16 protein-coding genes are annotated in these 19,219 nt (G+C 62.4%); 5 read left to right on the plus strand and 11 right to left on the minus strand.

Annotated elements, in window-relative coordinates; genetic code table 11:
* Positions 1 to 40 precede the first annotated feature (40 nt).
* The 5 genes from folB (at position 41) to ACODSK_RS08630 (ending at position 4,948) form a co-directional block, all read left to right on the plus strand.
* Positions 41 to 397: a dihydroneopterin aldolase gene (gene folB / locus ACODSK_RS08610; protein WP_489015367.1), complete on the plus strand. Its 357-nt coding sequence runs from the start codon at positions 41 to 43 to the stop codon at positions 395 to 397.
* Complete coding sequence (gene folK / locus ACODSK_RS08615) at positions 388 to 903, plus strand: 2-amino-4-hydroxy-6-hydroxymethyldihydropteridine diphosphokinase (protein ID WP_489015368.1); 516 nt, start codon at positions 388 to 390, stop codon at positions 901 to 903. Before folB ends, folK begins: the two co-directional genes overlap by 10 nt.
* A gap of 94 nt (positions 904 to 997) precedes the next feature.
* Positions 998 to 1,519 (plus strand): sigma-70 family RNA polymerase sigma factor, encoded by a 522-nt coding sequence (locus ACODSK_RS08620; RefSeq protein WP_489015370.1) that lies wholly within the window; start codon positions 998 to 1,000, stop codon positions 1,517 to 1,519.
* The gene (locus ACODSK_RS08625; RefSeq protein ID WP_489015371.1) at positions 1,516 to 2,463 is read left to right on the plus strand and encodes a FecR domain-containing protein; all 948 of its coding nucleotides are present in this window, start codon (positions 1,516 to 1,518) and stop codon (positions 2,461 to 2,463) included. Before ACODSK_RS08620 ends, ACODSK_RS08625 begins: the two co-directional genes overlap by 4 nt.
* Positions 2,464 to 2,548: 85 nt before the next feature.
* Entirely contained in the window at positions 2,549 to 4,948 is a 2,400-nt protein-coding gene (locus ACODSK_RS08630; protein WP_489015372.1) for a TonB-dependent siderophore receptor, read from the plus strand.
* Here the strand turns inward: ACODSK_RS08630 and ACODSK_RS08635 are convergent.
* The 11 genes from ACODSK_RS08635 to ACODSK_RS08685 all read right to left on the minus strand — a co-directional run bounded on the left by ACODSK_RS08635 (position 4,920) and on the right by ACODSK_RS08685 (position 18,968).
* Positions 4,920 to 6,182 (minus strand): multifunctional CCA addition/repair protein, encoded by a 1,263-nt coding sequence (locus tag ACODSK_RS08635; RefSeq protein WP_489015373.1) that lies wholly within the window; start codon positions 6,180 to 6,182, stop codon positions 4,920 to 4,922. The two genes, ACODSK_RS08630 and ACODSK_RS08635, sit on opposite strands and share 29 nt — an antisense overlap.
* A 60-nt stretch (positions 6,183 to 6,242) precedes the next feature.
* Positions 6,243 to 7,802, minus strand: coding sequence for a SpoVR family protein (locus ACODSK_RS08640; RefSeq protein WP_489015374.1), 1,560 nt, complete (start codon positions 7,800 to 7,802; stop codon positions 6,243 to 6,245).
* Positions 7,799 to 9,070: a YeaH/YhbH family protein gene (locus tag ACODSK_RS08645; protein ID WP_489015375.1), complete on the minus strand. Its 1,272-nt coding sequence runs from the start codon at positions 9,068 to 9,070 to the stop codon at positions 7,799 to 7,801. The genes ACODSK_RS08640 and ACODSK_RS08645 overlap by 4 nt, the downstream gene beginning before the upstream one ends.
* Positions 9,071 to 9,198: 128 nt before the next feature.
* Positions 9,199 to 11,121 (minus strand): PrkA family serine protein kinase, encoded by a 1,923-nt coding sequence (locus ACODSK_RS08650; protein ID WP_075801604.1) that lies wholly within the window; start codon positions 11,119 to 11,121, stop codon positions 9,199 to 9,201.
* Positions 11,122 to 11,404: 283 nt separating this feature from the next.
* Positions 11,405 to 11,734, minus strand: coding sequence for a thiosulfate sulfurtransferase GlpE (glpE, locus tag ACODSK_RS08655; RefSeq protein WP_489015376.1), 330 nt, complete (start codon positions 11,732 to 11,734; stop codon positions 11,405 to 11,407).
* 32 nt (positions 11,735 to 11,766) lie between these two features.
* On the minus strand, positions 11,767 to 12,624 hold the full coding sequence (locus ACODSK_RS08660; protein WP_489015377.1) for a symmetrical bis(5'-nucleosyl)-tetraphosphatase: 858 nt from the start codon (positions 12,622 to 12,624) through the stop codon (positions 11,767 to 11,769).
* Complete coding sequence (gene apaG / locus ACODSK_RS08665) at positions 12,624 to 13,004, minus strand: Co2+/Mg2+ efflux protein ApaG (protein ID WP_489015378.1); 381 nt, start codon at positions 13,002 to 13,004, stop codon at positions 12,624 to 12,626. Before apaG ends, ACODSK_RS08660 begins: the two co-directional genes overlap by 1 nt.
* 103 nt (positions 13,005 to 13,107) lie before the next feature.
* Positions 13,108 to 13,914, minus strand: a complete 807-nt coding sequence (gene rsmA / locus ACODSK_RS08670; protein WP_489015379.1) for a 16S rRNA (adenine(1518)-N(6)/adenine(1519)-N(6))-dimethyltransferase RsmA — start codon at positions 13,912 to 13,914, stop codon at positions 13,108 to 13,110.
* Positions 13,911 to 14,900, minus strand: coding sequence for a 4-hydroxythreonine-4-phosphate dehydrogenase PdxA (gene pdxA / locus ACODSK_RS08675; protein WP_489015380.1), 990 nt, complete (start codon positions 14,898 to 14,900; stop codon positions 13,911 to 13,913). Before pdxA ends, rsmA begins: the two co-directional genes overlap by 4 nt.
* Positions 14,897 to 16,213 (minus strand): peptidylprolyl isomerase SurA, encoded by a 1,317-nt coding sequence (gene surA / locus ACODSK_RS08680; protein WP_489015381.1) that lies wholly within the window; start codon positions 16,211 to 16,213, stop codon positions 14,897 to 14,899. The genes pdxA and surA overlap by 4 nt, the downstream gene beginning before the upstream one ends.
* Positions 16,194 to 18,968 (minus strand): LPS-assembly protein LptD, encoded by a 2,775-nt coding sequence (locus ACODSK_RS08685; protein ID WP_489015382.1) that lies wholly within the window; start codon positions 18,966 to 18,968, stop codon positions 16,194 to 16,196. Before ACODSK_RS08685 ends, surA begins: the two co-directional genes overlap by 20 nt.
* Between the last annotated feature and the right edge of the window lie 251 nt (positions 18,969 to 19,219).

Genomic DNA, 19,219 nt, shown 5'->3' on the forward strand with positions numbered 1-19,219 from the left:
ACGGCGCAAGGCGCCCTTGTCGTGCTGTGGAGAGAAGTGCTTGGACAGAGTGTTCATCGAGGGGCTGGAAGTCGACACCGTGATCGGCGCCTACGACTGGGAGCGGGGCATTCGCCAGTGCCTGCGCCTTGACCTGCGGTTTGCCTGGGACAATCGCCCGGCCGCGGCCGGCGACGACCTCACCCTGGCCCTGGACTATGCCAGCGTTTCCGCGCGCATCCAGGCCTTCGCCGAGCAGGCGCAGTTCCAGTTGGTGGAAACCTTCGCCGAGCGCCTGGCCCAGGTGCTGATGGAGGAGTTCAACATTCCCTGGCTGCAACTGAAGCTGACCAAGCCCGGCGCAGTGCCGGCAGCTACCGGTGGTGTCGGCGTGGAGATCGAGCGCGGATGCCTCTGATACGGGTTTACCTGGGGCTTGGCAGCAACGTCGAGCGCGAGCGGCACCTGACCGCCGGGCTCGATGCGCTGGCCGGCTTTCTCCAGCAGATGCACTGCTCGCCGGTCTTCGAGAGCCAGGCAGTGGGTATCAAGAGCGGACCCTTTTTCAATCTGGTGGTGACCGGCCTGACCGACCTGCCACTGATCGAACTGGATCGCCGGCTCAAGTTCATCGAGGCCGACAACGGCCGCTATGCGCCGGAGCGCAAGGGCCTGCCGCTGGATATCGACGTGCTGCTGTACGGCGATCTGCACGGCAATTTCGATGGGCTGATCCTGCCCCGCGCCGAGATCCTGAAGAACGCCTTCGTCCTTTGGCCGTTGTCGTTGATCGCTCCCGAGGTGCTGCATCCCGGTGCGGGCAAAACCATGGCCCAGCTGTGGAGCGAGGCGCAGATCGAGCAAGTCCTGGCCCCCGTGCCGTTTCTCTGGCATGAGCAGCAACTGACGCCTGCCACTCTCTGAGCGATCGGCAGGCGGAGTACAAGAAGGGTTGCGATGCATGTGATAAGTCTTATCATTCGCGTCTTGTTCCCTTCTCCTACTGCGTGCCGCTGCCATGCCTTCTTCCCCTCAGACCGGTACTACCGATATTGCGGCGCTGTATGACAGTCAGCACCGTTGGTTGCTGAACTGGCTGCGGCGTCGGCTGAACTGTCCGCAAAGCGCCGCCGACCTCGCCCAGGACACCTTCCTGCGTCTCCTGGCAAAAAATCAGCCGCTCGAGATCCATGCTCCGCGCAGTTTCCTGGCGACGGTGGCGCAGAGTGTGCTGTCCAACCATTTCCGTCGGCAGAAGCTCGAACGTGCCTACCTTGAGGCTCTGGCAGCCATGCCGGACGCGCTTGCCCCCGATCTGGAAACCCAGGCCATTCTTCTGGAAACCCTGGTAGCACTGGATGCCGTGCTGGAGCGATTGGAGCCGCCGGTACGTCAGGCGTTTCTTTGGTCGCAGCTGGATGGCCTGAGCCATGCGCAAATCGGCGAGCGGCTTGGCGTGTCGGCGTCCACCGCCATGCGCTACATCGCCAGGGCCGGGGCCCGCTGCATTGTGCTCGACCCCAGCCTGGACCTGGCATGAGCGGCGCTGCGGAGATCACCCTGGAAATCGCCGAGCAGGCGATGTCCTGGTACCTGGAACTGGCGGAACCGCAGGTCAGCGCCGAAACCCTGCTGGCCTGCCAGCGCTGGCGGCAAGCCAGCCACCTGCATGAACAGGCCTGGCAGCGCGCGGAAAACCTCGGCCGACGCATGAGCGGCATGCGCCAGCACCGACCGTTGGCCAACGCCACGCTGTGCGGTGGTGGATCGCGTCGCCGGGTGATCAAGCAACTGGCCCTGTTGCTGGTGGCCGGGGCGGGCACCTGGGCCGCGCGGGAAAGCGGACTGGTAGCACCCCTGCTTGCCGATTACCGCAGTGCAGTGGGCGAGCGACGTAACCTCGCGCTAGCCGATGGCCTTCAGCTTCAGCTCAACACGGACAGCGCCATCGATGTTCAGGAGCGGCGGATCGAGCTGCTACGCGGTGAAATCCTGGTGACACTCGACCGTTCTGCGCCGGGCCGGCGCTTGCGGGTTGAAACCCGAGAGGGGGCGGTGACCTCGGCGCAGGGGCAGTTCAGCGTGCGTCAGCGCGATGGTTACAGCCAGGTTGCCCTGCTGCGTGGTGACGCGCGGATCGAGCCATACAGCGGAGCGCCTCGCAGCCTGGAGAGGGATGAGCGGGTGAACTTCACTCGGCAGGAGATCTTCGCCCGCCGTGGTAGCAGCGCCGAACTGGCCTGGACCCAGGGCATGATCGTCGCCGACAGCCAGCCGCTGGGCGATTTTCTCGTCGAGCTGTCGCGCTACCGTCATGGTCACCTGGGCTGTGATCCGTCCCTCGCTGGTCTGCGGGTTTCCGGAACCTATCCACTGGACGATACCGACCGTGTGCTGGCGGCGGTAAGCCGTACCCTGGATCTGCAACTGAACTCGGTGACCCGCTACTGGGTCACCCTGCAACCCCGTGCCGTGAACGGTTGAAACTTTTTTCCGCGAAGGTGATGCGTTTGCTTCTCTCGCGAGACTCAACCCGCAGACGTTCAACATTCATCGGGGGAGTCGTTGCATGAACAAGGGTGTACAAACACTGGCAGGGGCAGTAGCGCAGGGCATCGCCTGCATGGCGCTGGCCGCTCCGCTGGCATTGCTGCCGGGCTGGGCCGGTGCCGCCGAACAGGCTGTGCAGACGTTCGATATCGCACCTGGTCCTTTGGCCGGGGCGCTCAACCAGTTCGGTCAGACGGCGCATATTTTGCTGTCGTACCCGGCTCAATTGGTCGAAGGAAAATCCAGCCCAGGCCTGCAAGGCCAGCACGCTGTCGAGGGTGGCCTGGCGCTGTTGCTGGCAGGCACGGGTATCCAGCCGGTCCGCGAGGCCAATGGCAACTACTCGCTGACGCTGGCGGCCGCCCCGGACTCACTGCAACTCGGCGCCGTGTCGATTTCCGGCAAGGCTCCGGGCTCCACCACCGAAGGCTCGGGGCTGTACACCACTTACTCCTCCAGCAGCTCGACGCGCCTGAACCTGACGCCGAAGGAAACCCCGCAGTCGCTGACGGTGATGACCCGCCAGCGTCTGGACGACCAGAAGCTCACCAGCCTCAACGAAGTACTGGATGCGACCCCCGGGATCACCGTGTCCCACGCCAGCGTCGGCGCGGAGAACAACACCTACTGGTCCCGCGGTTTCATGATCAACAACTTCGAGATCGATGGCGTTCCGACGTCCTCTCGAATCGATAACTCGACCCAGTACACCGCGATGTACGACCGCATCGAAGTGGTCCGCGGGGCTACCGGCCTGATCAGCGGTACCGGCACACCGGGAGCGACCATCAACCTGATCCGCAAGCGACCGACCTATGACCCGCAGTTCAGCGTCACTGCCGAAGCCGGTAGCTGGGACCGTTATGGCACCGGCTTCGACGCCTCCGGCCCGTTGAACGACGAGGGCACCGTGCGCGGTCGCCTGGTGGTGGATATCAAGGACCAGGGCTCCTGGGTCGATCGCATGTCGTCGGATTCGCAACTGGTGTATGGCATCAGCGAGTTCGACCTGTCGGACGCTACCTTGCTGACTGTCGGTTTCAGCTACGCCAACTCCCATACCAATTCGCCTTTGCGTGTAGGTTTCCCGGTCTACTTCAGCAACGGGCAGAAAACCGATTTTTCCCGTTCCACCAACAGCTCGCCGGACTGGGCCTATTACGACCGCAAGGTGACCAATGTCTTCACCTCGCTGGAACACCGCTTCGATAACGGCTGGAGCGGCAAGATCGAGCTCAGCCATACGCAGAACAGCTTCGACCAGTTGACCAACTACCTGGCGGGCTCCATCGACCAGCAGACCGGCGCAGGCAGCTACATGTACCCCAACCGCTGGAGCGGCACGCCACGGCAGAACAACCTGGATGCCTACCTGACCGGGCCGTTCAGCCTGTTCGGCCGCGAGCATGAGCTGATCCTCGGCACTACCTTGTCACGCTACAAGGAAAACACCCCGGATCGGGGCGGCTGGAAAGGCCCGTGGACCGGCTATGACGGCACCATCGATAACTTCTTTACCTGGGATGGCAGCGGTCCGAGACCGGACACGACCCCGGTGGGCAAGAACTACATCACCGAGAACCAATACGCCTTGTACCTGACCTCGCGCTTCAGTCTTGCCGATGATCTGCACTTGATGCTCGGTGGTCGGGTGACCGACTGGAAGCGCGAAAGCGAGAATCAGCCTTATGGCGCCGAGGCGACGGAAAGCGACGAAAACCGCCATGGAATCTTCCTGCCCTACGCGGGGCTGGTGTACGACCTGGATGACACCTGGTCGGTCTACGGCAGCTACACCAAGATCTTCAACCCGCAGTCCTACGGCATGAAGGACATCAACGGCAAGGCGCTGGAGCCGCAGGAAGGTGTGGGCTATGAGGTCGGGGTCAAGGGCAGCTTCAACGAGGACCGGCTCAACGCCAGCCTGGCGCTGTTCCGCATCGAACAGGACAACCTGGCGGTGTGGGTGATGGACCCGGACATCTACCGGACCGAGAAGGGCACCACCACCGAGGGCGTCGAGCTGTCCCTGGATGGCCAGTTGGCCGAGGGCTGGCAGCTGATGGCGGGGTATGCCTATAGCGTCAGCACCAATGACGAGGATGAGCGCATCGTCACCAACATCCCGCGGCACAGCGTCAAGACCTTCAGCACCTACCGCCTGCCGGGCCTGCTGGACAAGGTCACCGTCGGCGGCGGGGTCAACTGGCAAAGCAAGTACGGGCAGAACCTTCGCGAGTTCACCCAGGGCAGCTACGCGTTGGTCAATCTGATGGCGCGCTATGACGTCACCGAGGACCTGAGCGTGAAGGTCAATCTGAACAATGCCTTCGACCGCAAGTACTACGCCTACTCGGACACCTGGGGCGTGTATGGCGAGCCGAGGAATGTCATGACGTCGATGGAGTATCGCTTCTAGCGTCAGGGCCTGCAGCGTTCTCCTTGTAGGCCTTGAGCGCATTCAGCCGCGCCTTCTTCAGCGCCTCGCCCAGCGCCTGTCCGGTATGGCCCTGTTCCACCAGCGGCTGTACCGCTACCTTGCGCGCCGCTTCGGCGGCGCCGCGCAGGTAGTCGGCCTGTGGATAAGCACGCTTTTCCAGGCCGAGGCGACCGCGGGCATCCATTTCGCAGGCCATGATGAACTCTTCGAACCGCTGCGGACGGCGATAGACGTCGAAGCGCTGCAGCAACTCCAGCAGCGTGGAAGGCTTCAGCTCCAGGGCGCGGTGCCCGTGGGTGTGGTACTCGCCCACCAGCATCGCCAGTTCCTGGCAGTCGCGCGGTACCTTGAAGCGCTGGTTGACGGCTGCGATCAGCTTCAGCCCGCGATGTTCATGGGCGATATGCCTTGGCCACTCGTCTTGCGGCGTGGTGCCCTTGCCCAGGTCATGCAGCAGGCAGGCCCAGCGCACGGTCAGCGGCTGGTCGTGCAGGGCTGCTTGTTGCAGTACCGACAGGGTGTGCGCTCCGGTGTCTATTTCCGGGTGATGGGCAGGCGGCTGCGGCACTCCGAACAGTGCATCCACCTCCGGCAGCAGTTGCCTCAGTGCATCGCAGTCGCGCAGTACCTGGATGAATACCTGTGGCTGGTATTCCATCAATGCGCGAGAGGTTTCCTTCCAGATGCGCTCGGGAGTGAGGGCCTGGAGCTCGCCGGAGTCGCTGAGTTGACGCATCAGCTCCAGGGTTTCCGGGGCGACCTTGAATCCTAGCCCGGCGAAGCGCGCGGCAAAGCGGGCAACGCGAAGCACACGCAGGGGATCTTCGGCGAATGCCGGGGAAACATGGCGCAAAACGCGGTTATCCAGGTCTTGCTTGCCGTTGTAGGGGTCGGTCAGGGTGCCATGGTCGTCCTCGGCCATGGCGTTGATGGTCAGGTCGCGGCGAATCAGATCCTGTTCCAGGGTGACGTCGGGGCTGGCGTGGAAGGTGAAGCCGCCGTAGCCGACGCCGCTTTTCCGTTCGGTGCGGGCGAGGGCGTATTCCTCGCCGCTTTCGGGGTGCAGGAACACCGGAAAGTCCGTGCCCACCGGGCGATAGCCCAAGGCTTGCATCTGTTCGGCGCTGGCGCCCACCACCACCCAGTCGTTGTCGGTGACTGGTCGGCCGAGCAGACGGTCACGCACAGCGCCGCCGACTTTGTAGATCTGCATGAAAAACCTCCGTAGATGCCGCACAGAATAACCTGTGCGGCACCTCGGAGGCGTTTGGCGTTAGAGGTGTACTACGGCGAGATCGAGACGACCGTGGTCGCTGTCGCCGTGTTCACCCTTTGGGGGGACGTGGTGGGTCTTCATCACCTGATCGCCTTGCAGGGTTTCCAGGTGGATATCGAAGCCCCACAGGCGGTGCAGGTGCTTGAGGACTTCCTCGGTGGAGTCGCCCAGCGGCTTGCGGTCGTGCTGCTGGTGACGAAGGGTGAGGGAGCGGTCGCCGCGGCGGTCGATGCTCCAGATCTGCACGTTGGGTTCGCGGTTGCCGAGGTTGTATTGCGCCGCGAGGGTCTCGCGGATGATGCGGTAGCCGCTTTCGTCGTGGATCGCCGGGACCAGCAGATCGTCGCGCTGGTCGTCATCGAGGATGCTGAACAGCTTCAGATCGCGAATCACCTTGGGCGAGAGGTACTGCAGGATGAAGCTTTCATCCTTGAAGCTGCTCATGGCGAATTTGACCGCGGACAGCCAGTCGCTGCCAGCGATTTCCGGGAACCAGCGGCGATCTTCCTCCGTGGGGTGCTCGCACATGCGGCGGATGTCGGTGTACATGGCAAACCCCAGGGCGTAAGGGTTGATGCCGCTGTAGTAGGGGCTGTCGAAGCCTGGCTGGAACACCACGCTGGTGTGCGACTGGAGAAACTCCAGCATGAAGCCGTCGGTGACCAGGCCTTCGTCGTACAGGTCGTTCATCAGGGTGTAGTGCCAGAAGGTGGCCCAGCCTTCATTCATCACCTGGGTCTGGCGCTGTGGATAGAAGTACTGGGCAATCTTGCGCACGATGCGCACGATTTCGCGCTGCCAGGGCTCCAGCAGCGGGGCGTGCTTCTCGATGAAGTAGAGGATGTTCTCCTGCGGCTCGGCGGGGAAGCGGGCCGTGTCCTTTTCGCTGATCTTGTCCGCACTTTTCGGGATGGTTCGCCACAGATCGTTGATCTGTTTCTGCAGGTGCTCTTCGCGGTCCTTCTGCCGCCGCCGTTCCTCTTCGGCGGAAATGGGGTAGGGCCGTTTGTAGCGGTCGACACCGTAGTTCATCAGGGCGTGGCAGGAGTCGAGCAGGTCCTCCACCGCGTCGATGCCGTGGCGCTCTTCGCACTGGGTGATGTACTGCTTGGCGAATACCAGGTAGTCGATGATCGAGCTGGCATCGGTCCATGTGCGGAACAGGTAGTTGCCCTTGAAGAAGCTGTTGTGCCCGTAGCAGGCATGAGCCACCACCAGCGCCTGCATGCAGATGGTGTTTTCCTCCATCAGGTAGGCGATGCAGGGGTCGGAGTTGATGACGATCTCGTAGGCCAGGCCCATCTGGCCCCGGCTGTAGGATTTCTCGGTGCTCAGGAAGTGCTTGCCGTAGGACCAGTGGTGGTAGCCCAGCGGCATGCCCACCGAGGCGTAGGCGTCCATCATCTGCTCGGCGGTGATCACTTCGATCTGGTTGGGGTAGGTGTCCAGGGCGTAGCGCTCGGCCAGGCGGCTGATCTCGCGGTCATAGGCCTGGATGAGCTCGAACGTCCACTCGGACCCGGTGGAAAGGGGTTGGCGCTTCTCTCTGGCGGTCATGTCACTAACCTGCGCTGGAAGAGTTCACGGAAGACCGGATAGATATCGCCGGCCGACACCAGCTGCTGCTGGGCGAACGTATCGGGAAAGGCTTCGCCGATGCGTTCGTATTCGAACCACAGTGCCTGATGTTCGCGGGGAGTGATCTCGACGTAAGTGTAGTACTGGACGAACGGCATGATCTGCTTGCTGAGGATGTCGCGGCAGATGGGCGAATCGTCGTTCCAGTTGTCGCCGTCCGAGGCCTGGGCGGCATAGATGTTCCATTCGTTGGCGGGATAGCGCTCGGCCATGATCTCCTGCATCAGTTTCAGGGCGCTGGAGACGATGGTGCCGCCGGTTTCCCGGGAGTAGAAGAATTCCTCCTCGTCCACCTCGCGGGCGCTGGTGTGGTGGCGGATGAAGACGACTTCGATGCGGTCGTAATTGCGCTTGAGGAACAGGTACAGAAGGATGAAGAAGCGCTTGGCGATGTCCTTGGTGGCCTGGGTCATGGAACCGGAAACGTCCATCAGGCAGAACATCACCGCCTTGGAGCTGGGGTTTGGGTGCTTGACCAGCAGGTTGTACTTGAGGTCGAAGGTATCGAGGAAGGGGATGCGGTGGATACGTGCGCTCAGGCGCTCGATTTCCGCTTCGACTTCCTGGATGTCGCCGAAGTTGTCCGGCTCTTCCCGTTTCAGTCGTGCCAGTTCTTCCTTGGCTTCACGCAGTCGCGCGCGGCTGCTGCCGGACAGGGCGATGCGCCGCGCGTGGGCCGAACGCAGGGTGCGGATGATGTTGATCCGTGATGGATTGCCTTCGTTGCTGATCCCGGCGCGGACGGTCTTGAAGGTATCGGTGCCGGTCAGGTGGCGCTTGACCAGGTTGGGCAGCTCAAGGTCCTCGAACATGAATTCGAGGAATTCCTCCTGGGTGATCTGGAAGACGAACTCGTCCATGCCTTCGCCGGAGTTGCCCGCCTTGCCGCGGCCTCCGCCACCGGCACCGCCCTGTGGACGTGGGATGTGTTCGCCAGCGGTGAACTCCTTGTTGCCTGGGTGGACGACGGTCTGCTTGCCGCCGCGGCCATGGTGCAGCACGGGTTCGTCGATATCGCGGCCGGGGATGCTGATCTGTTCGCCATGTTCCATATCAGTGATGGAGCGGCGACTTACGGCTTCCTCGACGGCTTTCTTGATGTGGTCACGGTAACGCCGCAGGAAACGCTGGCGGTTGACCGTACTCTTGTTCTTGCCGTTCAGGCGTCGGTCGATGACGTAGCTCATGGGCCCTCCGGTAGCTGGGGTACAGCTGCAAGCTTCAAGCTACAAGCTGCAAGAAAAGCTCACCCGCCGTGAGCGACGCGGAGTGCCTGGACACCCACGCGCGGCTCGCGACGTTCAGCTTGCAGCTATTACTGGGACTTTCTGACCCGCAGGTACCATTCCGAAAGCAGGCGAACCTGTTTGTCGGTGTAGCCGCGTTCCACCATGCGCGTAACGAAGTCGTTGTGTTTCTGTTGGTCCTCCTTGCTCGCCTTGGCGTTGAAGCTGATGACCGGCAGCAGATCCTCGGTGTTGGAGAACATTTTCTTCTCGATGACCACCCGCAGCTTCTCGTAGCTGAGCCAGGTCGGGTTCTTGCCGTTGTTGTTGGCGCGGGCACGCAGCACGAAGTTGACGATCTCGTTGCGGAAGTCCTTCGGATTGCTGATGCCGGCAGGCTTCTCGATCTTTTCCAGCTCCTCGTTGAGGGCGATGCGGTTGAGGATCTCGCCGGTTTCCGGATCGCGGTATTCCTGGTCCTGGATCCAGAAGTCTGCGTACAGCACATAGCGGTCGAAGATGTTCTGGCCGTACTCGCTGTAGGACTCGAGGTAGGCCGTCTGGATTTCCTTGCCGATGAACTCGATATAGCGCGGTGCCAGGTATTCCTTCAGGTAGCGCAGGTAGCGTTCGCGCACTTCGGCCGGGAACTGTTCCTGCTCGATCTGCTGTTCCAGCACGTAGAGCAGGTGCACCGGGTTGGCCGCGACTTCGTGCGGGTCGAAGTTGAAGACCTTGGACAGGATCTTGAAGGCGAAGCGCGTGGACAGGCCGTTCATGCCCTCGTCGACGCCGGCGGAGTCTCGGTATTCCTGGATCGACTTGGCCTTCGGATCGGTGTCCTTGAGGTTTTCGCCGTCGTAGACGCGCATCTTCGAGTAGATATTGGAGTTCTCCGGCTCTTTCAGGCGCGAGAGCACGGTGAACTGGGCCAGCATCTTCAGGGTGTCGGGTGCGCAATGAGCCTTGGCCAGGGAGCTGTTGAACAGGAGCTTGTCGTAGATCTTGATCTCGTCGCTGACGCGCAGGCAGTACGGCACCTTGACGATATAGATCCGATCGATGAACGCCTCGTTGTTCTTGTTGTTGCGGAAGCTGTGCCATTCCGATTCGTTGGAGTGGGCCAGCAGGATGCCGGAGTAGGGGATCGCGCCCAGGCCCTCGGTACTGTTGTAGTTGCCCTCCTGGGTTGCGGTCAGCAGCGGGTGCAGAACCTTGATCGGCGCCTTGAACATCTCGACGAATTCCATCAGGCCCTGGTTGGCCCGGCACAGCGCGCCCGAATAGCTGTAGGCGTCAGCATCGTTCTGCGGGAATTCTTCCAGTTTGCGGATATCCACCTTGCCCACGAGGGCCGAGATGTCCTGGTTGTTCTCGTCACCGGGCTCGGTCTTGGCCACGGCGATCTGGTTGAGAATCGATGGGTAGAGCTTGACCACCTTGAACTGGCTGATGTCGCCGCCGAACTCGGCCAGGCGCTTGGTCGCCCAAGGGGACATGATGGTGTTCAGGTAACGGCGCGGGATACCGAAGTCTTCTTCGAGGATCGCGCCGTCTTCAGCCGCGTTGAACAGCCCCAGCGGCGACTCGAAGACCGGTGAGCCCTTGATCGCGTAGAAGGGCACCTTTTCCATCAGCTGCTTCAGTTTTTCCGCCAGGGACGATTTGCCGCCGCCTACCGGGCCGAGCAGATAGAGGATCTGTTTCTTCTCTTCCAGGCCTTGGGCGGCATGGCGGAAGTAGGAGACGATCTGGTCGATGCACTCTTCCATGCCGTGGAAGTCGGCAAAGGCCGGATAACGGCGGATCACCTTGTTGGAGAAGATGCGCGACAGCCTGGAGTTGCTGGAGGTGTCGACCAGTTCCGGCTCGCCGATGGCCATGAGCAGGCGCTCGGCCGCCGAAGCATAGGCGCTGCGGTCGTTCTTGCAGAGCTCCAGGTACTCCTGTAGCGAGAGCTCCTCCTGGCGGGTGGACTCGAAGCGTTGTTGGAAGTGGCTAAAAATACTCATGACGTCACCTCGCTCGATACGTGAGGCCGACGCCGGATCAGTCAGCTGATGCTGGCATGCAATCGCGATTGACGATTGCTGTATACCCCCCAGAACACCCTGAAATCGCTACCGATGACCCGCACGCCGGTGTACCGGCTCTCCCCTTTGTTTGGATGGCCTGGGCTTAAGGATAGTTGGTTCTCGGGGAGGTCAAGGGCGGATGGCGGATAAGTTCGCCATGACCGTTCGTCCGGTCAGGCGCGAGCCCGCGCGGGACGCGGGCTGCGGGGCAGGAAAAAAATTATTCGGCGCTTCCTGCGCTGGTTTCCGCCGGGAAGGTGCCACGCCACAGCTCGAAGCCGCCGTCGAGGCTGTAGACATCGGAGAAGCCCTGGCTGACCAGATAGGCTGCCGCGCTCTGGCTGGAGTTGCCGTGGTAGCAGACCACCACGGTCGGGGCGTCGAGGTCGGCGTTGCGGATGAAGTCGGCCACCGAATGGTTGTCCAGGTGGCGGGAGCCGGTGATATGGCCGTTGGCATAGGTTTGCGGGTCGCGAATATCGACCACGACCGCACCTTGTTCACGCAGCGCCTGGGCCTGCTCGGGAGGGATGCGTTTGAATTCGCTCATGGGGTGGTTTCCTTCAACGATGACGGGCCATTCTAGCTGTTTGTAACGGGCGCCGGCGGGTGGGCGGGTGTGTCCTTGGCTGGGCACTCGCAGCGGTGCATCTCACCGCTGTCGACGTTCATCAGGGTCATGGCACCGCCCCAGACGCAACCGGTATCCAGGGCAAATACCCCAGGGGCATTGCAGCGTCCTTCGAGGGCGGCCCAGTGGCCGAAGATGATCTTCACATGCCGCGAGCGTCGCTCCTTGTGCGCGAACCACGGCTTGTAGCCTGGCGGGGCGGTGTCGGCGCCTTCCTTGCCCTTGAGGTCGAGCTTGCCCTCGGCGGTGCAGAAGCGCATGCGCGTGAAATAGTTGGTGATCACCCGCAGCCGGGTCACGCCGGTCAGATCCTTGTTCCATTTGGCCGGATCGTTGCCATACATGCCGTCGAGGTACTGTTTGATGCGCAGGTCGTCGCGCAGCACTTCCTCGACTTCCCCGGCCAGCGCCAGCGCCTTGCCCAGGGTCCATTGCGGTGGAATGCCGGCATGGACCAGCACGGCGCCGCGAGCCTCGTCGAAATGCAGCAGCTTTTGCCGGCGCAGCCAGTCGAGCAGCTCCGGGGCATCCGGTGCCTCGACGATCTCGCGCAGGGTGTCGCTTTTCTTCAGGCGTTCGATGTTGTGCCAGACCGCCAGCAGGTGCAGGTCATGGTTGCCCAGCACGCACACCAGCGAGTCACGCATGGCATAGAGGTAGCGCAGGGTCTCCAGCGACTGCGGGCCGCGGTTGACCAGGTCGCCGACCAACCACAGGCGATCGACGGCCGGGTTGAAGCTGACCCTCTCCAGCAGGCACTTGAGCGGCTCCAGGCAACCCTGGAGATCGCCGACGGCATAGGTTGCCATCAGTGCAGGGCTCCGGGCACGGCAAGGCGGAAGGGTGCGATCACGGCATCGAAGCGCTTACCGTCCTGGGCGAACATCTGGTAACTGCCTTCCATGGTGCCAACCTTGCACGAGATCACGGCGCCGCTGCTGTAGGTGTGGCTCTGGCCGGGGGCGATCAACGGTTGTTCACCGACGACGCCATCACCCCGCACTTCTTCTACCTTGCCGTTGCCGTGGGTAATCACCCAGTGGCGCGACATCAGCTTGGCGGCAACGCTGCCGTTGTTGCTGACGGTGATGGTGTAGGCGAATGCGTAGCGGTCGTGTTCGGGTTGCGACTGTTCTGGAAGGAAGCGGGTGACGACGCTGACGTCGACCTGGTACAGGGGATCGGACATGCGGGGAAGCCTTCAAGACGAACGGATGCGGCAATGGAGGGTCAGTCTAGGCCATGGGCGGGGCAGCCGGCCAGCCTCGCGACGAGACTGGCCGGGCTGTGAATCACTTGGCGGCGGACTGTTCGGCCAGCTTGTCCGCGAGGCGGACGAAGGCGGCCAGGTCGAGTTGCTCGGGACGCAGGCTGCCATCGACGCCGGCGGCCTCGATGGCATCGCTGCTGAGCAGGGCCTTCAGGGTGTTGCGCAGGGTCTTGCGCCGCTGGTTGAAGGCTTCGCGGACGATGCGTTCGAGCAGGCGGTGGTCCTTGGCCGGGAACGGCAGGGTCTCGTGGGGCACCAGGCGGACGATGGCCGAGTCCACCTTCGGCGGCGGGTTGAACGCGCCGGGGCCGACGTTGAACAGGTGTTCCACGCGGCAGTGGTACTGAACCATGATCGACAGGCGACCCCAGTCGCCACCACCAGGACCTGCGGCCAGACGCTCGACCACTTCCTTCTGCAGCATGAAGTGCATGTCGCGGATCAGTTCGGCGTTGTCCAGCAGGTGGAAAATCAGCGGCGTGGAGATGTTGTACGGCAGGTTGCCGACTACTCGCAGCGAGCGCGGTGCGGCGCCCAGGGTGGTGAAGTCGAATTTCAGCGCGTCGCCTTGATGCAGGCGGAAGTTGTCGCGGCTGGCGAACTGCTGGTTGAGGATCGGTACCAGGTCCTTGTCCAGCTCGACCACGTCCAGTTGCGCGCCGCTGCCCAGCACGCCTTCGGTCAGGGCGCCCTGGCCCGGGCCGATTTCGAGGATGTGCTCGCCGGACTTGGCATTGATGGCGCGCAGGATGCGGTCGATCACCCCGGCGTCGTGCAGGAAGTTCTGGCCGAAGCGCTTGCGCGCCCGGTGTTGGTATTGCTCGGTCATAGTCGGGTCTCGGCCATCTGGTAGGCGGTTTCCAGGGCGACCTGCAGGCTGCCGGTGTCGACCTTGCCGGTACCGGCAAGGTCCAGGGCGGTGCCGTGATCCACCGAGGTGCGGATGATCGGCAGGCCAAGGGTGACGTTCAGCGCCGCGCCAAAGCCCTTGAACTTGAGCACGGGCAGGCCCTGGTCGTGGTACATCGCCAGCACTGCGTCGCAGTGCTCCAGATATTTGGGGGTAAACAGGGTGTCGGCCGGCAGCGGGCCACGCAAGTCCATGCCTTCGGTGCGCAGACGTTCCAGCGTCGGCTCGATGATGTCGATTTCCTCGCGTCCCAGGTGGCCGCCTTCGCCCGCGTGGGGGTTCAGGCCGCAGACCAGGATGCGTGGCTGGGCGATGCCGAACTTCTGTTGCAGGTCGGCATGCAGGATCCGTGTGACCCGCTCCAGGCGCTCGACGGTGATGGCGTCGGCCACGTCGCGCAGGGGCAGGTGGGTGGTGACCAGAGCGACCCGCAGGCCGCGGGTGGCGAGCATCATTACGACCTGGGCGGTATGGGTCAGCTCGGCGAGGAATTCGGTATGCCCGGAGAACGGAATGCCGCTCTCGTTGATCACGCCCTTGTGCACCGGGGCGGTGATCATGCCGGCGAAGTGCCCATCCAGGCAGCCTTGTCCGGCACGGGTCAGGGTTTCCAGGACGAAGGCGGCGTTGGCCTTGTCCAGTTGGCCAGCCACTGCCGGGTTCGCCAGCGGGGTATCCCAGACATACAGGCTGCCGGCCTTGGCCGGCTGGTCGGGAAACGCATCGGGGCTGACCGGAAGCAGTTCGATAGCCACGCCCAGCTGCGTGGCCCGCTCGGCGAGCAGGTCACGGCTGGTAATGGCAATCAGGGGGTGTGGCTGGGCTTGCGAGGCGAGTAGCAGGCACAGGTCGGGACCTATGCCTGCGGGTTCGCCGGGGGTGAGGGCGAAGCGCTGCGGTTTCACTGGGCGGCCTGTTCGGCGCCAGGAAGCTTGATCTCTACGTAGGCTTCGTCACGGATCTGACGCAGCCAGGTTTGCAGCTCTTCATCGTACTTGCGGTTACGCAGTACGGTCATCGCCTGTTGCTCGCGAGCCTGGGCGGTGCTGTCGGTGGCGCGGCGGCCAAGGACTTCCAGGACGTGCCAGCCGTATTGGGTCTGGAACGGTTTGGACACTACGCCTTGCTGGGCGTGGGCCATGACTTCGCGGAACTCCGGCACCAGTGCATTCGGATCAACCCAGTTCAGGTCGCCGCCGTTGAGTGCGGAACCCGGGTCTTCCGAGTAGCTCTTCGCCAGTTCGGCGAAGTCTTCGCCAGCCTGGATACGGTCGTACAGGCGCTGTGCGAGGACCTTGGTCTCGGCTTCGCTGCGGATCTCGCTTGGCTTGATCAGGATGTGGCGAACATGCACTTCGTCACGCAGTTGGGTCTCGCCGCCGCGTTTTTCCTGCAGCTTGAGGATGATGAAACCGCCCGGAGTGCGAACTGGTTCAGTGACATCGCCAACGGCCATGGAACTGAGCATGCGATCGAACGGAGGAGGCAGCTGGGCCGCTTTGCGCCAGCCCATCTCGCCGCCTTCCAGCGCGGTTTCGCTGGCGGAGCGGGCGATTGCCAGCTGGGCGAAGTCGGCGCCTTGCTTGAGCTGCTGGTAGATCTCGCCGGCCTGGCGGGCCGCGGCCTGGATAGCGGTGGAGCTGGCGCTTTCCGGGGTCGGGACCAGGATGTTGGCGAGGCGGAACTCTTCCGACAGCTGCATCTTGCCCAGGTCGGAAGCGAGGAAGTTCTTCACTTCCTGCTCGGAAACCTGGATGCGCTCGGCGACGCGACGCTGGCGTACGCGGCTGATGATCATCTCGCGACGGACCTGCTCGCGAGCGTCGTTGAAGGACAGGCCGTCATGGGCCAGGGCAGCGCGAAACTGCTCCAGGCTCATGTTGTTGCGCTGGGCAATGGTGCCGATGGCCTGATTGAGCTCTTCGTCGGTGATGCGGATGCCGGAGCGTTCGCCGATCTGCAGTTGCAGGTTTTCGACGATCAGGCGTTCCAGGACCTGCTGGTCCAGCACGCTGGAAGGCGGCACGGCGCCGCCACGCTTGGCGATGGTCTGCTGCACCTCATGGACGCGCTGGTCCAGTTGGCTTTGCATGACTACATCGTTGTCAACGATGGCGACGATCTTGTCCAGGGTCTGCACCGCGGCGTGCGCGGTGCTGCTCAACATCAGAGCGCCCAGCATCAGCGGGCGCAGACAATCAATAAGCTTGGTCTTCACGTGTACGGTAACCTTGAATGCCTGTGTCGAGGAAACTCTCGACTTTATTGCCCACTACGCCACCAAGGCCCTTCAGCACGATCTGCAGGAAGATACCGTGGTCGCCCTTCTCGTTTTCCGGTGCGTCCTGGCTGAATTCGTCGTAATCGACCCAGTAGCGGTTGATCAGACGCAGTTTCCAGCAGCAGTTGTCGTATTCGAAACCACCGAAGGCCTCGAGGGTACGGTTGCGGTTGTAGTCGTGCTGCCAGCGAGCGATCGCGGTCCACTGTGGAACGATCGGCCACATGACGGAGAAGTCATGTTGCTGGATCTTGTAGTAGTCCTTGACGTAACCGGCAGTACCTGGGGTGCCATAGTCACCGCCCATGCGCCACTGACCGGTGGTCTGGTCGTAGCGGACGGTGTCGTTGCGATAGCGGTAGCCAAGGTTGACGACCTTGTTCAGGTTGTCTTCAGGCTGGTAGTGGAACATCGCGCTGCCCGAACGGGTGCTGCGGCTGTCCGGATCCCAGTTGAAGTCGGAGTTGAAGCGCCAGTCGCGGTTGAAGCGATATTCGTATTCCAGCGCATAAGGCGAAACATCGGCCTGCGCGTCGTCGCGGGTGCGATAGTCGATACCCGGCAACTGCACCTTGCGATCCTTGAAGTAAACGGCCTGGCCAATGCTGAAGCGTTGGCGTTCGAAACCGTTTTCTTCGATCCAGCGGTTGGTCACACCCAGGGACAGCTTGTTCTCGTCGCCGATGCGGTCGCCGCCGGAGAAGCGGTTGTCGCGGAACAGTGCCGAGTAGTTGAAGGTGTATTCGCCTGTGTCGAATGCCGGGATGTCTTTCTGGTTCTCATACGGCACATACAGGTAGTACATGCGCGGTTCGAGGGTTTGCCGGTAGTTCTTGCCGAACCACTGGGTGTCGCGGTCGAAGTACAGGCCGCTGTCGACACTGAAGGTTGGCAGGCCGCGATCAGGGGTGCTGTTGAAGTCACCGTTAAGACCAGCCTTGCCCTGGCTGTCCAGGCTCAGGTCGTACTTGGTGTAGGTGTACTTGACGGCGGGTTTCACGAAACCGTAAGTCCACTCCAGAGGTAGGCTGACTTGCGGTGCGATCGTTGCACGGTCACCGTTGGCACGGGCCAGGCCGGAAACACGAGCGTCATACCAGCGGGTCTCAACACCATTCTCGTCCTTGAAGTTGCCGCTCTTGAGATTGCGGTCGAAACGCACGAACTCGGTGTTGTAGGCAAAGTTCAGACCGCCTGGCTGGAAGGGCAGCACGCCATTGAGGGAGAGCTTCGGCAGCATGTCGTAAGGCGTGATGTTGGCAACGGATGCGCGCTCGAAAGCATGAACGTTGATGCGGGCGGTATAACTGTCGCCACGGTAGGTCGCTGTGGCCCGCTGGTTCAGGAAGTCGCGGCGCTCCACGCCGATCTGGTCGCTTTCCAGGTCCTGGAAGTAATACGGATCGCTGATATCGGTGTAGTCGACTTCAGTCATCAGGCGCGAGTCCAGGCCGCCCTTGTGCTGCCAGTTGACCATCCAGCGCTGATCCGTGTAGTCGGACATCTCCTTGCGCTCGTCTTCCTTGTCATTCAGCCAGGCACCACCGAACTGACCTTCGCTGCTCGGCGTCAGGTAGCGGAATTCGCCTTCCATCAGCAGGCCGCGCTTGGCCATGTAGCGTGGGTACAGGGTGGCGTCGTAGTTTGGCGCAAGGTTGAAGTAGTACGGCGTGACCAGCATGAAGCCGGTATCGCTGCTACTGCTGAACGATGGTGGCAGGAAGCCGGACTGGCGACGGTCGTCGATCGGGAAGTAGATATACGGGGTGTAGAGCACCGGAATATCTTTGACCCGCAGGGTGACGTTGGTCGCGGTACCGAAACCGGTGGCCGGGTTCAGGGTGATGTTGTTGCCCTTGAGCTGCCAGGCGTTGCTGTTCGGCTCACAGGTGGTGTAGGTGCCGTCCTTCAGACGAATGATGGCGTTTTCCGAACGCTTGGCGTACAGCGCGTTACCGCGGATGCGCGACTTGTGCATCACGTATTCGGCGTTGTCGACCTGGGCTTCACCGGTATCCAGCTGGATCTCGGCGCGGTCGCCGACGACCAGCGAGCCGTTGTCGCGGATCTTCACGTTGCCGACCAGCTCGCCACGGTTCTCGGCCTGGTACAGGTTGGCCTCGTCGGCCTCGGCCTGCATGCTGCCCTGGCGCATGACCACGTCACCCGCGAGGGTGGCGATCTGCTGTTCCTGCTGGTAGCGCGATACCTTGGCACCGAGGAAGGTCGGCGATTCGTCCTTCGGCGTGCTGTCGTTCATGCCCGGGCGGGTCGGCTCGATGTAGGCACCGGAGCAGTACGGGCCAGTCTCGGCGAGCTGGGCTGCAGTCAGTTGCTCGCGAGGAACCCAGTCCAGGTGGCTGTAGTCGGCGCTGCGGGATTTCAGACCACGGCCCTTGGATTCGGTGACCAGGGTGGGCTTGGGACCTTTGTCCTCGACGGCACCGCCTTCGGCGGCCTGTTCCGGGGACGCATTGGCCGAACTGACCGCTGCACCGTCATGAATCGGGCGAGGCGGCAGCTGTGTGGCGCTGGTCTTGGGTTTGCAGTCCCATCCGCCGGAAGCGGAGACCTGGCAGTCGAACTGCTCGGCGGCGACTACATAGGAGGTCGCCAGGGGTTGCAATGCCAGCAGACCGCCGGTGACCAGCAACGGGAATTTTTTGCGAAACGCGGGGGATTTCAATGCCATCTTATTAGTCCGGGCTTCCTGCGTGCCATCTGCCCGCGTGTGGGGCCGCACGCCTCTCGATGGTCTGAAAAAGATGCTGGATGATAAAGCATGCCCCGCTTGACGGCTAGGCTCTGTAAGAAATGCATCCTGCTTGCATCGGCCGCATTGAAAACGGCTCGGAATGCGCATTTACAACCAGTAAACTCCGCATCCTTGCCCGTTCTCGCCTCGCCTGGCCTGCGCACGAATACCTTCGATACAGCGACCAG

The sequence above is a fragment of the Pseudomonas sp. FG98 genome, assembly GCF_057808595.1.